The 14,510-nt window shown below is 31.9% G+C and carries 11 protein-coding genes and 1 pseudogene; 8 read left to right on the top strand and 4 right to left on the bottom strand.

The annotated features are described in order from the left end of the window. The first annotated feature begins 200 nt into the window (after positions 1–200). Together BOW55_RS19375 and BOW55_RS19370 are read left to right on the top strand one after the other, a co-directional pair. Complete coding sequence (locus BOW55_RS19375; protein ID WP_089057816.1) at positions 201–2,114, top strand: DUF294 nucleotidyltransferase-like domain-containing protein; 1,914 nt, start codon at positions 201–203, stop codon at positions 2,112–2,114. A gap of 2 nt (positions 2,115–2,116) precedes the next feature. Then, positions 2,117–2,713: a 3'-5' exonuclease gene (locus tag BOW55_RS19370; protein ID WP_089055690.1), complete on the top strand. Its 597-nt coding sequence runs from the start codon at positions 2,117–2,119 to the stop codon at positions 2,711–2,713. A 69-nt stretch (positions 2,714–2,782) separates the two neighbouring features. On the opposite strand, the gene BOW55_RS19365 is transcribed toward BOW55_RS19370, so the two are convergent. Next, positions 2,783–3,952 carry a proline dehydrogenase family protein gene (locus BOW55_RS19365; protein WP_129025957.1) on the bottom strand — a complete coding sequence of 390 codons (1,170 nt, stop codon included), beginning with the start codon at positions 3,950–3,952 and terminating at the stop codon, positions 2,783–2,785. 270 nt (positions 3,953–4,222) lie between these two features. Between BOW55_RS19365 and aroB the strand changes: the two genes are divergently transcribed. The 6 genes from aroB (at position 4,223) to BOW55_RS21710 (ending at position 10,739) form a co-directional block, all read left to right on the top strand. After that, a complete protein-coding gene (gene aroB, locus BOW55_RS19360; RefSeq protein WP_129025955.1) occupies positions 4,223–5,290 on the top strand; it encodes a 3-dehydroquinate synthase in 1,068 nt (355 codons plus the stop codon). 298 nt (positions 5,291–5,588) lie between these two features. Then, the gene (locus BOW55_RS19355) at positions 5,589–6,992 is read left to right on the top strand and encodes an arginine decarboxylase (protein WP_089057813.1); all 1,404 of its coding nucleotides are present in this window, start codon (positions 5,589–5,591) and stop codon (positions 6,990–6,992) included. Positions 6,993–7,102: 110 nt separating this feature from the next. Next, positions 7,103–8,071: a deoxyhypusine synthase family protein gene (locus BOW55_RS19350; RefSeq protein ID WP_089055694.1), complete on the top strand. Its 969-nt coding sequence runs from the start codon at positions 7,103–7,105 to the stop codon at positions 8,069–8,071. A gap of 9 nt (positions 8,072–8,080) precedes the next feature. Next, a complete protein-coding gene (locus BOW55_RS19345; RefSeq protein WP_089055695.1) occupies positions 8,081–8,488 on the top strand; it encodes a DNA primase in 408 nt (135 codons plus the stop codon). A gap of 134 nt (positions 8,489–8,622) precedes the next feature. Further along, positions 8,623–10,449 (top strand): DNA helicase RecQ, encoded by a 1,827-nt coding sequence (recQ, locus tag BOW55_RS19340; protein ID WP_371414544.1) that lies wholly within the window; start codon positions 8,623–8,625, stop codon positions 10,447–10,449. Further along, positions 10,404–10,739, top strand: a complete 336-nt coding sequence (locus BOW55_RS21710) for a helix-turn-helix domain-containing protein (RefSeq protein WP_371414545.1) — start codon at positions 10,404–10,406, stop codon at positions 10,737–10,739. Before recQ ends, BOW55_RS21710 begins: the two co-directional genes overlap by 46 nt. 95 nt (positions 10,740–10,834) lie before the next feature. Here the strand turns inward: BOW55_RS21710 and BOW55_RS19335 are convergent, their stop codons facing one another. The 3 genes and pseudogenes from BOW55_RS19335 to BOW55_RS19325 form a co-directional block, all read right to left on the bottom strand. Next, positions 10,835–11,350, bottom strand: coding sequence for a DinB family protein (locus tag BOW55_RS19335; RefSeq protein ID WP_129025953.1), 516 nt, complete (start codon positions 11,348–11,350; stop codon positions 10,835–10,837). A 30-nt stretch (positions 11,351–11,380) separates the two neighbouring features. Next, positions 11,381–13,966 carry a phosphoenolpyruvate carboxylase gene (locus BOW55_RS19330; protein WP_129025951.1) on the bottom strand — a complete coding sequence of 862 codons (2,586 nt, stop codon included), beginning with the start codon at positions 13,964–13,966 and terminating at the stop codon, positions 11,381–11,383. A gap of 93 nt (positions 13,967–14,059) precedes the next feature. Further along, a pseudogene (locus BOW55_RS19325) lies at positions 14,060–14,510 on the bottom strand (Lrp/AsnC family transcriptional regulator); the annotation flags it as partial.

Below are 14,510 nucleotides of genomic sequence, written 5' to 3'. Positions count from 1 at the left end.
CAGCGATCATATAGTGTTCATTCCTTAAAGCCCATTGTATAAAAAAGAATATTTTTGAAATGACAAAATGCATTTTAAAGCCTTGAATTTGCTAAATCTTAACATTTCTTTAAAATAATCACTTTCTAATCAAGATGCGTTCAAAGTGAAACTAAATTTTATATTTTTACATTAGATACTTTAAAAAAAATATCAACTCTATGAATACAATTGCTGAGCATATTGCAGATTTTTTAAAAGAATACCCGCCGTTTGATAATTTAACTTTTCAGGAATTGTCAGAGATTGCTACTAATATTCGTGTTATCAATTTAGAAAAACATGCTGTATTGTTTCAAAATAATGATTTATTGCATGACAGTTTTTATGTTGTTGCATCTGGCGTTATTAATTTGACAACAATTGCCGATGCTGAGGAAACGATTATAAATAAATGTCATGAAGGTGATATTTTTGGTTTACGTCCGTTTTTTGCCAAAAACAACTACATGATGACTGCAAAAGCGCGTGAAGAAAGTATAATTTATGCTATTCCAATCGCTGTTTTTAGACCATTTGTGGCTAATAATCCTGACGTTTTAAATTTTTTGTTGGAAAGTTTTGCAATAAATTCAAGACATACTAAAGATAATGTGCGTTCTAATGGAAAATTAGATGCTGACAACAGTTATATAGATCAGCAGTCTGAAATGCAGTATATACAATCTTTAGCCTATAATAATTCGCCGTTAACAACTGAGGCACACCATATTGTAAAGGATGTTGCGATTTTAATGACGGAATCGATGGTAGATAATATTGTAGTAACTGAGAAAACAAAACCAATTGGTATTGTCACAAATGCCGATTTATCTTCAAAAATTGCAACTGGTCGTTATCCAATATCTGAAACCATAGATAAAATTATGTCCTCGCCTGTTGTTACCGTAATAGAGAATGTTTCTTTGGCCGAAGCGCAATTACTAATGCTGAAACACAATGTATCGCATTTATGCGTAACAAAAGACGGTACAAGTAAATCTGCGGTAAAAGGAATTATTTCTGAGCACGATTTAATTGTCGCTCAAGCAAGTAACCCAGGTGTTTTAATTAAAGAAATTAAGCGTTCGCAGTTACCAAAAGATTTAAAACAGATTCGCGATCGATTATCAGATTTAATTCAGAATTCAATTCAAAAAAACATACCAATTTCTCATATCAGCAATATTGCGAGTGAGATTAATTTGGCAATCATAAAACGTGCTGTCGAATTATCAATTTTAGACTTAGGCTCCCCTCCTGCACGATTTGCTTGGTTAAGTATAGGAAGTCAAGGTCGTAAAGAACAGCTTTTACTGACAGATCAAGACAGTATTTTGATCTTTGAAGATGTGGCTCCAGAAAAATACAGAGAAGTAAAAGATTATTTTTTAAGACTAGCAAAAAGAACTACTTCTATTCTTGAAAAAGTAGGTTACGAATATTGTCCAAACGGACATATGGGGAGCAATATGCTTTGGTGTAAATCGTTGACAGACTGGACGAAACAATACAACAGCTGGATGAATACTCCAGGTGAAAATAGTAATGACTTAAGTTCTATTTTCTTTGATTATGAGATCGTTTTTGGAGAACCAAAGATCGAAGAAGTTATCGAAAATGTGATTTTTAAAAACGCTGTAAACAATACTTTGTTCTTCGACTTTTTAGGAAACGATGCCTTAAAGAGAAATTCTCCTTTAAGCTTTTTCAAAAAATTCATTGTAGAGGAAGACGGTCCGCATAAAACTAAATTTGATATTAAAACCCGTGCTTTAATGCCGTTGATTGACGGTGCACGCTTGTTAATTTTGAATGCGAATATAAAAGGAATTAAAAATACGTATTTAAGATTCAAGCAATTAGCAATTACCGATTCTAAAAATGCCGAAATATATTTAAGTTGTGCTGAAGCTTTTCTAACACTTTCAAAGTTTAGAACGGTCGAAGGTTTAAAGAATGATGATTCTGGACAATACATTAATCTAAGAGAAATGTCTAAAACAGACAAAGAAAAGTTAAAAAATGCTTTAACCCCAATGAAAGACCTTGAGGAACTTATTAAGAGTAAATTTCAACTTACACAATTCTCGTAAATATGCTAGACTGGCTTAAAAATATTAATAAAGAATATCCGGATTTTTGGAAGGATTATTTGACTAAATTAGAAACGAAACCGTCCAAGTTTGTGGTGTTGTCGACTGAAACATCTGGTTTAAATCCAAACAAAGACGTCATTCTGTCTTTGGGAGCATTTTCTGTTGTGGAAGACAGTATTTTAATTAAAGAAAATTTTGAAGCCGTTTTACTTCAGTACAAGTTTTTGCAGGATAACGGACTCTCAAATGAGTTTATCATTGAAAGTAAAATGATGAAAATGCCTGAACCTGATGCGGTTGAAGCTTTTGTCAACTTTATTGGAAATGCAATTCTAGTAGGACATCATATCAATTTTGATATAGAAATGCTTAATGCAGCGCTTGAACGATTAAATTGCGGCAGATTGAAAAATGAAGCTTTAGATGTAGATGTTATGTATCGTAAATTAACAGATATTAACGACAAGCAGTTTTCATTAAATGATCTATGCGAAATTTATAAAATCCCAAAAAGCGATCGAAACTCGTCAGCTGAAGATGCTTATAAAATCGGACTTTTATTTCTGAAATTGAAGTCTCGATTAGGAATTAAATAGTTTAAAAAAAACAGTATAAAAAAGCCTCTTAAGTTTAAGAGGCTTTTTATTTTGCATTTATAAGGAAGATTATTTCCCTTTTCTGCGTTTGCGTTCTGCTTTTATCATTGATAATTCACGACTTGTTTGTCCTGCAACCGAAGTATTTTCTTCAGCACGACGAATCAAGTATGGCATAACATCTTTTACAGGTCCAAAAGGAAGATATTTAGCAACATTATAACCGTTTTCGGCCAAGTTGTAACTAATATTATCGCTCATTCCGTACAACTGTCCAAACCAAATTTTGTTATCATTTTTAGCAATACCTCTTTGAGCCATCATTTCCATAAGCTTATAAGAACTTAATTCGTTATGAGTACCTGCAAAAATTGACATCGTTTCTAAATGGTCTAACATATAATGTACAGCGCTGTCATAATTCACATCTGTAGCTTCTTTAGAAACGCAAATTGGCGAAACATAACCTTTTTCTTCTGCACGCTTGTTTTCTTTTTCCATGTAAGCACCGCGAACCAATTTCATTCCAATAAAAAAGCCTTCTTGTTTGGCAATTTCATGCAGTTTTTTCAAATAGTCCAAACGATCCCAACGGTACATTTGCAATGTGTTAAATACAATTGCTTTCTCTTTATTGTATTTGCGCATCATTTCGGTTACTAGATCATCAGCGGCATCTTGCATCCAGCTTTCTTCACCATCAATTAATAATGCAACATCTTTTTTATGTGCTTCGCTGCAAACTTGGTCAAAACGAGCTACTACTCTATCCCATTCAGTTTGCTCTGCAGGAGACAATGTTTGTTTTTCTCCTAGTTTTTCATATAATTCAAAACGTCCTAAACCAGTTGGTTTAAAAACGGCAAAAGGAATAGCTAAACGCTCTTTTGCAAATTCAATAGTTTTTAAGGTCATTTGTAAAGCAGCATCAAACTGCTCTTCCTCTTCTTTTCCTTCAACAGAGTAATCCAGTACAGATGAAACTCCTTTTGTAAACATTTTATCTACTACTGTAATACAATCGTCTTCGTTTACACCACCGCAAAAATGGTCAAAAACGGTAGCACGAATCAATCCTTCAACAGGAAGATGTGCTTTGATTGCAAAATTAGTAACAGCAGTTCCAATTCTTACTAAAGGCTCACTGTCAATCATTTTAAAAAGAAAATAAGCCCTATCAAGTTCCGTATCACTTTTTAGTGAAAATGCAACTTGTGTGTTATCGAATATTTTTTCCATTAAGTTTAGTTTTTATGCAAATATAAAGAGTGTTTTGAATATTATTTACTAAACAGGGGCAAATTTTTCGGTATCGTTAATAACATTCTTAGAAATATCAAATTATTTAGGTAAAAATTTACTTTTAGGGAAATATGTATTTATAAAAGTGTCCATTTTCTGCTTTTAGAACTGTCGTAAAGCTTGATTTTAAAACAAAATAGCATCAAAAATTGAATAATTATTGCTTAAAAATGCCTTATTTTGCGCTTTCAATTAACCTAAGAACTTATGAAGTCTATTCAAGCCAATAATTATCTGGTACATTTTAACCAAAATGCATACGAAGCCTTAAATAAACATTTAAAAGAGAATAAATATTCTAATCTTTTTATAATTGTTGATGACAAAACAAATGAATTTTGTCTGCCTAAGCTTTTGCCGGTAATTGAAACTGATCTTAATATCGAAATTATTGAGTTTGAGGCTGGAGAAGCTAACAAAAATATAGAAACTTGTATTCAAATCTGGAATGTACTTACAGAACTTGGTGCCGACAGAAAATCACTTGTAATTAATCTTGGCGGTGGTGTTGTTACAGATTTAGGCGGTTTTGTGGCTTCTACTTTTAAAAGAGGTGTAGATTTCATTAATATTCCAACTACGCTATTATCTATGGTTGATGCTTCAGTTGGAGGAAAAACAGGAGTAGATTTAGGAAATCTTAAAAACCAAATAGGTGTTATTAATGTACCTCAAATGGTTTTAATTGATACAGATTATCTTCAAACTTTACCGCAAAGTGAAATGCGTTCTGGTCTTGCCGAAATGCTGAAACACGGTTTAATATACGATGCTGCATACTGGAAACAATTTTTAGACTTAAAAGAAATTGATTACGACGCTTTAGATCAACTGATTTATCGTTCTGTAGAGATTAAAAACGAAATAGTAATTCAGGATCCAACAGAAAAAAACATACGTAAAGCATTGAATTTTGGTCATACTTTAGGTCATGCGATAGAAAGTTACTTTTTAGAAAGCGAAAACAAAACTACTTTATTGCACGGTGAAGCAATTGCGATTGGTATGATACTAGAAAGCTATATTTCGTTGCATAAAAACTTAATTTCTGAAGCTGAATACAACGAGATTAAAACTGCAATTAAGAGTATTTATGATGATGTAAAAGTAGAAGAAAATGATATAGATCCGATCCTTGAATTGCTTGTTCACGACAAAAAAAATGAATACGGTTTAATTCAATTTGCCTTGATTGAAGGAATCGGAAAAATAAAAATTAATCAATCCGTTGAAAATAAATTGATTCTAGAGGCGTTTCAAGATTATAAATCTTAAACTTTTTTTAATAAAAAGCATTGCTTTAGGTATATATTATTTTTTACATTTGCCACGATGAAAACAAACAATAAACAAAGACAATTCAGCTCTTACAGAAACCGTCTCAACAGTTCTTTACTAAGAATGTTGAACCGTTTTTATAATAGTAAAAGTCCGTTTTGTTTTGATGTTTTCCAATGTTCAAAAGCCGAACACGAAAAACTGCAAATTATATTTGCCAATATTAGAGTTTGAATTTTAGATTTAGCACAGTAACCTAAATTTAAAAATTACAACTTAAAATATTGAAAAATAAATGAATACAAAATATTCTGATCTAATAAATCAAACATACTACTTTCCACAAACGGAGTTTAAATTAAACAAAGACAATCTTCAATTTCACAACATCGATTTGATGAAATTGGTTGAACAATATGGTACGCCATTAAAGTTTACTTATCTGCCTCAGATTTCTGAAAATATCAATAAAGCAAAAGCTTGGTTCAGAAAATCAATGGAAAAAAATAAATACGAAGCAAAATATTACTATTGTTATTGTACAAAAAGCTCTCATTTTGAATATATTATGAATGAAGCTTTCAAAAACAATATTCATATCGAAACATCGTCTGCTTTTGATGTTAACATTGTTGAGAACTTATTAGAAAACGGAAAAATCAACAAAAGTACTTATGTAATTTGTAATGGTTTTAAAAGAGACGAGTATATTACTAATATAGCTAGATTAATCAACAACGGACATAAAAACACTATTCCGATTATTGATAACTACGAAGAACTTGATTTGCTTCAAGGCGAAATCAAAGGAAAATTCAAAATTGGAATTCGTATCGCTGCCGAGGAAGAACCTAAATTTGAGTTTTATACTTCTAGATTAGGAATTGGTTATAAAAATATCGTTTCATTTTACAAAAAACAGATTCAGGAAAATGATAAATTAGAGCTTAAAATGCTTCACTTTTTCATTAATACTGGAATTAATGATACATCATATTACTGGAATGAGCTTGTAAAATGTATTAAAGTATACATTGCACTTAAAAAGGAATGCCCTACTCTAGATGGTTTGAACATTGGAGGCGGTTTCCCTATTAAAAACTCACTTGCATTCGAGTATGATTATCAATATATGATTGATGAAATTATCAATCAAATTAAAATTGCTTGTGATGAAGCCGAAGTTGATGTACCAAACATTTTTACTGAATTTGGTTCATTTACAGTAGGCGAAAGCGGCGGAGCTATCTATCAAATCTTGTATCAAAAACAACAAAATGATAGAGAAAAATGGAATATGATCGACTCATCATTCATTACAACTTTGCCAGATACTTGGGCTATAAACAAACGTTTTATTATGCTGGCAATTAACCGCTGGAATGATACTTACGAACGGGTTTTATTAGGTGGTTTGACTTGTGATAGTGACGATTATTACAATTCAGAGCAGAATATGAACGCGATTTATCTGCCTAAATACAACAAAGAAAAACCGCTTTATATTGGTTTCTTTAATACTGGTGCGTATCAAGAAACTATTGGAGGTTACGGAGGGTTACACCACTGTTTAATTCCACAGCCTAAACATATTTTAATTGATCGTGATGAAAATGGTATACTGGCTACAGAAGTTTTCTCTGAACAGCAGACTTCAGACGATGTATTGAAGATTTTAGGGTACAAGAAAAAATTGTAAAAAAAAAGAATGCAAATTAAAAGTTCATACTTAAAAAATTATTAATTTGCATAACAACGTAAGAAGGTTAAAAGCTTTTAATTCAAAAAAAAAATAAAAAACAAAAACAAATGAAAGGACCAATCAGTCAGTTTATTGAAAAACATTATTTACACTTTAATTCTGCTTCACTAGTAGATGCAGCCAAAGAGTACGAGCAACAATTAGCAAATGGATCTAAGATGTTGGTAAGTATGGCTGGAGCAATGAGTACTGCAGAAATTGGTAAAATTTTTGCTGAAATAATTAGACAAGATAAAGTACAAATTATTTCATGTACTGGAGCCAATCTAGAAGAGGATATTATGAATTTAGTAGCTCATTCGCATTACGAAAGAGTTCCTAATTACCGTGATTTGACACCAGAAGACGAATGGGCTTTGCTTGAAAAAGGTTTGAATCGTGTTACAGATACTTGTATTCCTGAGCATGAAGCTTTTAGACGTTTGCAAAAGCATATTTACAAAATCTGGAAAGACGCTGATGATAATGGAGAACGTTATTTTCCACATGAATTCATGTACAAAATGTTATTATCAGGCGTTCTTGAAGAATACTACGAAATTGATTTAAAAGACAGCTGGATGTATGCAGCTGCTGAGAAAAATCTTCCAATTATCGTTCCAGGATGGGAAGATAGTACAATGGGAAATATTTTCGCATCATATGTTATTAAAGGAGAATTAAAAGCCTCAACAATGAAATCAGGTATTGAGTACATGACTTTCCTAGCGGACTGGTACTCAAAAAACAGCCAAAACGGTATCGGATTTTTCCAAATTGGTGGTGGTATTGCAGGAGATTTCCCTATCTGCGTTGTACCGATGCTTTACCAAGATATGGAAATGCATGACGTTCCATTCTGGAGTTACTTCTGTCAAATATCAGATTCTACAACAAGTTATGGTTCATATTCTGGAGCAGTTCCAAATGAAAAAATTACTTGGGGTAAATTAGATATTAAAACTCCAAAATTTATTATTGAGTCGGATGCTACAATTGTTGCTCCATTAATTTTTGCATATTTATTAGATTTATAGGATATTTTTATGAAGAGAGTTATAGTAGACTACGCTAAACTTACCAATGAAATTTTAAACCTTTTAGTAGAAAAATTTCCTGATGGTTATGATGATTCGGATGTTATCCGTTTTAGAAACGCTAAAAACGAATTAGTAGAAGCTGTTGAAGTTCGTACTGAAGACACTATTTATTTAGTAAAAATTAGTACTAAGCTTGCAGATAGAATCGAAAATTACGACGAAGATGACGATATCGATCTTGATGTAGATACAATCGAGCCGGTAAAAGGAATTGATCTTGATAATGATGACGACGATGATGACGAAGATGATGATAATCAAGACAAACCTGATTCAGATGGCGGTGATGACGAGGATGATGAAGATAAAGATGATATAGCTGACGACGACGAAGACGAAGATGATGAAGATTAGTCATTTTCTTTTTAAATAAAATAAGGGAACTCTTTTAGGGTTCCTTTTTTTTATTACTCATAATAATCTTAAATATAAGAAAATTACTATATTTATTGTTTTGAACTATTCGCAAAACATAAATTATCTACCATATGACTTCAGAATTACTACACGCCAAATTAAAAGAGAATTTTGGTTTCGAAAAATTCAGACCAAACCAAGAAACTATTATTAAGACAATACTTTCTGGTCAGGACACATTGGCAATTATGCCGACTGGCGGCGGAAAATCGATTTGTTTTCAATTACCGGCTTTAGTTTTACCAGGAATTACAATCGTAGTTTCACCGTTGATTGCCTTAATGAAAGATCAAGTTGACAGTTTGAAAACCAACGGAATTTCGGCATGTTATATCAACAGCAGTCAATCAAGTGAAGAACAGCAGTTTTATATTGACAATCTAAGATCCAATACTTTTAAGCTGGTATATATTGCACCCGAAAGTTTATCTTACTTAGATTCAGTTTTCAATGAATTGACAATTAGTTTAATAGCGATTGATGAAGCGCACTGTATTTCTTCCTGGGGGCATGACTTTCGTCCTGCATATACAAATTTGGGTTATTTAAAAAGCCGCTTCCCCTCTACTCCAGTTTTAGCATTAACGGCAACGGCAGATAAAGCAACACGTACTGATATTACAAAACAGCTTAATCTTAAAAATCCAAAAACATTTGTTGCCTCTTTTGATAGAAAAAATTTAAGTTTAGAAGTACGTCCAGCCTTAGATCGTGTAAAACAAATTATTGATTTTGTCGAAAGAAAACCAAATGAATCTGGAATAATTTATTGTTTAAGTCGAAAAACTACTGAAGAGCTTGCCGAAAAACTTCAGAAAAATGGAATTACCGCAAAAGCATATCATGCTGGTTTAGATAATAAGCTTCGTGCTAAAACACAAGATGAATTTATAAATGACGATTGTTCGGTGGTTTGTGCCACAATTGCTTTCGGGATGGGAATCGATAAATCGAATGTTCGCTGGGTAATTCATTATAATCTTCCAAAAAATATAGAAGGTTATTATCAGGAAATTGGTCGCGCCGGTCGTGACGGACTTCCTGCCGAAACGGTTCTCTTTGAAAGTTATGCAGATGTAATACAACTTCAGAAATTTGCATCTGAAGGATTAAATTCTGATGTGCAGCTCGCAAAGTTAGAACGAATGAAACAATATGCAGATGCTGTAAGCTGCAGACGAAAAATTCTTCTTTCTTATTTTGGAGAATTAGTAACCGAAAATTGCGGCAATTGTGATATATGCAAAAATCCTCCAACCTTTTTTGACGGAACGGTTTTAGCTCAAAAAGCATTGTCAGCTATTACTCGTTTGCAAGAAAGCGAACCTTTGGCAGTAATTGTAGATTTTTTAAGAGGCTCGAGAAACGCGTATATCTACGAAAAAAATTATCAAACGCTAAAAACGTACGGAATTGGCGCTGACATTTCTTGGTACGATTGGAATCAATATTTAATTCAGTTAATAAATCTTGGCTATTGCGAAATTGCATTTCACCAGCATAATAAGATTTTATTGACTCCCTTTGCGAAGAAAGTTTTATTTGAAGGTGAAAAGGTAAAACTAACAACCGTTGTCAAAAAAGTAATTGATAAAAATGAAATTAAAGAAGCAAAAGCAAAACCAGTCAAAAATTCACTTTTTGAAACACTTAGAAAATTACGTTATGAAATAGCGCAAGAAGAAGAAGTTCCTGCTTACGTAATTTTTAGTGATGCTGCTTTAAGACAAATGGAAATTTTGAGACCAATGACTGATGATGATTTTCTTGCTGTTGATGGTGTTGGAAAAGTTAAGCTCGAAAAATATGGTTCAGATTTTATAAATGCAATAATTGAGTTTCATAAAAATAAATCAGTAAAAAAGAAAAAAAAGAAAGCACCTACGCTAAAACTTTAGAGCTTTTTTTAAGCGGACTTTCGGTTGAAGAAATTGCTGAACGAAGAAGCGTAAGTAAAACAACAATAGTTTCGCATCTAGCAAAATTATATGTAGACGGTCAAGATTTCGATTTAAGCCAATTTGTTTCTGGCGACGAAATTGCAGCAATTGAAAAAGCTCAAATCGAATTAGAAAAACCAAGTACTTTAAAACCGTATTTTGATTATTTCGAAGAAAAAATGTCTTACGATAAAATAAGATTTGGTTTGGCATTTATAGAAAGAAAACATAACAAGTCTATTTTGTGATTTCTCCTTTCAGTCGAAATGACAAGATTGCGGTGAAAATTAAAAAATCCTGTGAAATACTTCACAGGATTTTTTAATTTCAAATCTTCAAGCTTTTATAAATACCTTTCTTCAAAAACTTTTTGATGATGTTTTTGATGCCCAATTATTACAAAACCTAAAGCACGAACAGAAATTTGATTGTTTGAAGCTGTTCCAATATTTTTAAGCTGTTCTTCAGATAAACTTTTGTAAAACAATAAAGTGGAATGTCTCAATGCAGACAATTCTGTCAATAAATCTTGAATACTTCTATTGTTTGAATTTGAGTTATCGGCATAATCATTTTCTTCAAAACTAGACAAAGGTGTTTTGTCATTTCTTGAAAACCTCAAAGCGCGATAAGCAAAAACACGTTCAGAATCTATAATGTGCTGAATAATATCTTTAATTGTCCATTTGCCTTCTGCATATCGGTAATCAAATTTATCGAGCGGTATATTTTGAACAAATCTTATAAATTCATGTAATGAAATCTCTAATTCCTCTATTAATTTTCCGTCACCAGCTTGTTTGATATACGTACCGAAATGCCCTGAATATTCATTTTCTGCTAATTGATTGCTATACATTTTTATAAAAATTAAAGGTCTAAATTTAATTTATGCTGAATTTCTGCTTGCGTTTGTATTTCCGAAAAGTGATCTGGTTACAATTTTTTCGTAAACTTTAATCAGCTCTTCATTTTTAGCTGCATCTTTATTTAATTCATTAATTCTTAACAAAGCATACTGTTGTATTGTCAACAAAGGCAATACGATACGCTCTCTTATTTGAATTGATGCTATACCATCAGGATAATTTTCCATAAGGGTTTTATGACCAGCAATTTTCAATAACATACGTTTTGTTTCTGAAAATTCATCGTAAATAATCTGCCAAAACTCACCAAATTCTGGATCATTTCTCATATAAGCGGTCAATGGTAAAAATGATTTTGCCAACGACATCATACTATTTTCCAACAGCGTTTTAAAGAATAAAGAATTATGGTACAAATCGCTTACTTTATCCCATTGGTTAGTGTCTTCAAAATGTTTCAAAGCAGTACCAACTCCAAAGAATCCTGGTACGTTTTGTTTTAACTGACTCCAAGAACCTACAAATGGAATTGCTCTAAGATCAGCAAAATCTAATGATTCTGATTTACTTCTTTTTGAAGGACGACTTCCAATATTTGTTTTAGAGTAATATTTCAAAGTACTCATCTTTTCTAAATACGGAATAAACTTTGGATGATTCTTAAAGTTTAAATATTTCTCATATCCTAAATCAGCTAATTGAGTTAAAATTTGAGTTTCTTCAGTAGTTAGCTCGTTCTTTTCTTTACTAAATACTTGATTTGTAACACCTGCACTTAATAAGTTTTCGATATTGTAACGACAAGAATCTAAAGTTCCAAAATTAGAACTAATGGTTTGACCTTGAACTGTAATTTGAATTTCGTTGTTTTCGATTTTTGGACCTAGAGAAGCATAAAATTTATGTGTTTTTCCACCACCACGAGCTGGAGGTCCGCCGCGTCCATCAAAGAAAATAGCTTTAATTCCGTATTTTCTAGAAATTTCAGTAAGTGAGATTTTAGCTTGATAAATACTCCAGTTCGCCATTAAATATCCGCCGTCTTTTGTTCCGTCAGAAAAACCAAGCATTATAGTCTGCTTATTTCCTCTGGCTTGTAAATGCTTAGAATATTCTGGATTAGTGTACAACTGCTCCATAATAGAATGTGCATTTTGTAAATCATCAACTGATTCAAAAAGCGGAATAATATCAACTGTTGGATCTTCCCAATTATTCAAACGAATCATTGCAAAAGTTTCCATTACATTCAGTGCACTTTCATTGTTACTGATAATATAACGATTGGCTCCTTCTTCACCATTATTTTCTTGAATCGTTTTTATCGCCTGCACAGATTCTAAAGTAGATCTTGTAATTTCATTCTCGAAATCACCTGGATTTAAATCTCCTTTTACTTTAGATAAAATACTAATTTTTTCGTTTTCCGTTAAATCAAAATAATTTTTTGGAAATACATTTGAATCAGAGTTTAGGTAAAAATTGACAACGTCTTTGAAGACAACATTATGAATTTTACTGTTCTGACGAATATCCAATGTCGCAAAATGGAATCCGAATAAATTGATTTTTACTAAAAGAGCTTCCAATTCATCTAGATATAATGATTGATGTTTTTCAATAATTATACTTCTAATTTTGTTTAACTGGCTTAATAGTTCATCTAAAGTGATGTAAATTTCGCCTTTTGAGTAGAAAACAGAACGATAAAGTTTATGTTCAAGTTCAGCTACTAAAGTATCTACACCTGAGAATGTTAACTTACGTTTTAAATTTCTCATTTCGACATAATAACACTTTAAGATAGAAGTACGCAAACGTTCTGCTACTTTAAGGGTTATTTCGGTAGTTACAAAAGGATTTCCATCTCTATCTCCGCCCGGCCAAAATCCTAATTTGATTAATTGATTTTGAATTGCATTTCCGTTAAGTATGTTTTTTTGAAGATAATGTACAATTTCTCCAGATGTAGCGTAAAATACATTTTCAAGATACCAGATCAAACTTACAGCTTCATCGTAAGGATTTGGCTTTTCGTTTTGAATAAAAGGAGTTTTACCAAGCTGCGCCAGCAATTGTTTTATCTGCAATAAATCATTCTGACGAATTGCTTCGGTCAAATCATTGATAATTCCTAGAACTGGTCCTGGGTAAAATTGAGTTGGATGCGCTGTTAAAACAGTTCTTACATTGAAATCTTCTAGAAACTGAATTAATTCGTCGTCTTTCTCCTTAGCGTCTGATTTTTCTTTGATGTCTCTCAAAGAGCCTCTTCCTTCCATATTGTTTACTTCTGGAAAAGCGGCATCTTCAATTGCATCAAATAATACAATTTGACGTTCTATATATTGAATAAATCGAAACATTAAGTCGATTTTTTCAGTCTCAGAAGCGTTATTTAGAAATTTGTTTGAAAAGAAATCAAAAATTTCTTTTGGTGTTTCTTGTTTTTTAAAACCTGTTTCGCAAGTTTCTGTAAATAATGGCAGTAAAACGCCTGTATTATCTATAGAATCAAAAGGTAATGTTATAAAAACACTGTTGTAAATGTGATATTTAGAAAGAACATCTCGATTAAAGCGTTCAATTTTTGGCAACGTGTACATAATTGTGTTGTAGTTGGTTGGTTAATTAGTCATAAAAAAACCCCAAGAATAAACTTGAGGTTATATTTTTAATATAGCATTCAAGAGGAATTCTTACATATTTTTGAAAATAGTATGCATCAAACGCTTCTTGTCGTTAATACTTTCTTCTAATGAAATCATTGTTTCAGTTCTGTAAACACCTTCGATGTCATCGATCATGAAAATAACTTCTTTTGCATGTTTTGTATCTTTTGCTCTAATTTTACAAAAGATATTAAATTTTCCTGTCGTTACAGATGCAACTGTTACGAACGGAATTTGGTTGATTCGCTCTAATACAAATTTAGTTTGAGATGTATTATTAAGAAATACCCCAACGTAAGCAATAAATGAATACCCTAATTTATCGTAATCTAAGGCTAATGAAGATCCCATGATTATTCCTGCATCCTCCATTTTTTTTACTCTTAACATGTACTGTACCAGCAGATATCAATAAATTTTTTGCAATGTCAAGTAAACGGAACTCTCGTATTGTCTATTAACATATCTAAAATCTGGT

The sequence above is a fragment of the Flavobacterium sp. YO12 genome, assembly GCF_004119495.1.
Taxonomy (GTDB): domain Bacteria; phylum Bacteroidota; class Bacteroidia; order Flavobacteriales; family Flavobacteriaceae; genus Flavobacterium.
This window is presented reverse-complemented; position numbering and strand designations above follow the sequence as displayed.

Bases quoted from the DNA above. Each gene is read 5' to 3' on its own strand.
- aroB (WP_129025955.1), top strand. From the start codon at position 4,223: ATGAAGTCTATTCAAGCCAATAATTATCTGGTACATTTTAACCAAAAT.
- recQ (WP_371414544.1), top strand. From the start codon at position 8,623: ATGACTTCAGAATTACTACACGCCAAATTAAAAGAGAATTTTGGTTTC.
- BOW55_RS19375 (WP_089057816.1), top strand. From the start codon at position 201: ATGAATACAATTGCTGAGCATATTGCAGATTTTTTAAAAGAATACCCG.
- BOW55_RS19350 (WP_089055694.1), top strand. From the start codon at position 7,103: ATGAAAGGACCAATCAGTCAGTTTATTGAAAAACATTATTTACACTTT.
- BOW55_RS19335 (WP_129025953.1), bottom strand. From the start codon at position 11,350: ATGTATAGCAATCAATTAGCAGAAAATGAATATTCAGGGCATTTCGGT.
- BOW55_RS19355 (WP_089057813.1), top strand. From the start codon at position 5,589: ATGAATACAAAATATTCTGATCTAATAAATCAAACATACTACTTTCCA.
- BOW55_RS19370 (WP_089055690.1), top strand. From the start codon at position 2,117: ATGCTAGACTGGCTTAAAAATATTAATAAAGAATATCCGGATTTTTGG.
- BOW55_RS19345 (WP_089055695.1), top strand. From the start codon at position 8,081: ATGAAGAGAGTTATAGTAGACTACGCTAAACTTACCAATGAAATTTTA.
- BOW55_RS19365 (WP_129025957.1), bottom strand. From the start codon at position 3,952: ATGGAAAAAATATTCGATAACACACAAGTTGCATTTTCACTAAAAAGT.
- BOW55_RS19330 (WP_129025951.1), bottom strand. From the start codon at position 13,966: ATGTACACGTTGCCAAAAATTGAACGCTTTAATCGAGATGTTCTTTCT.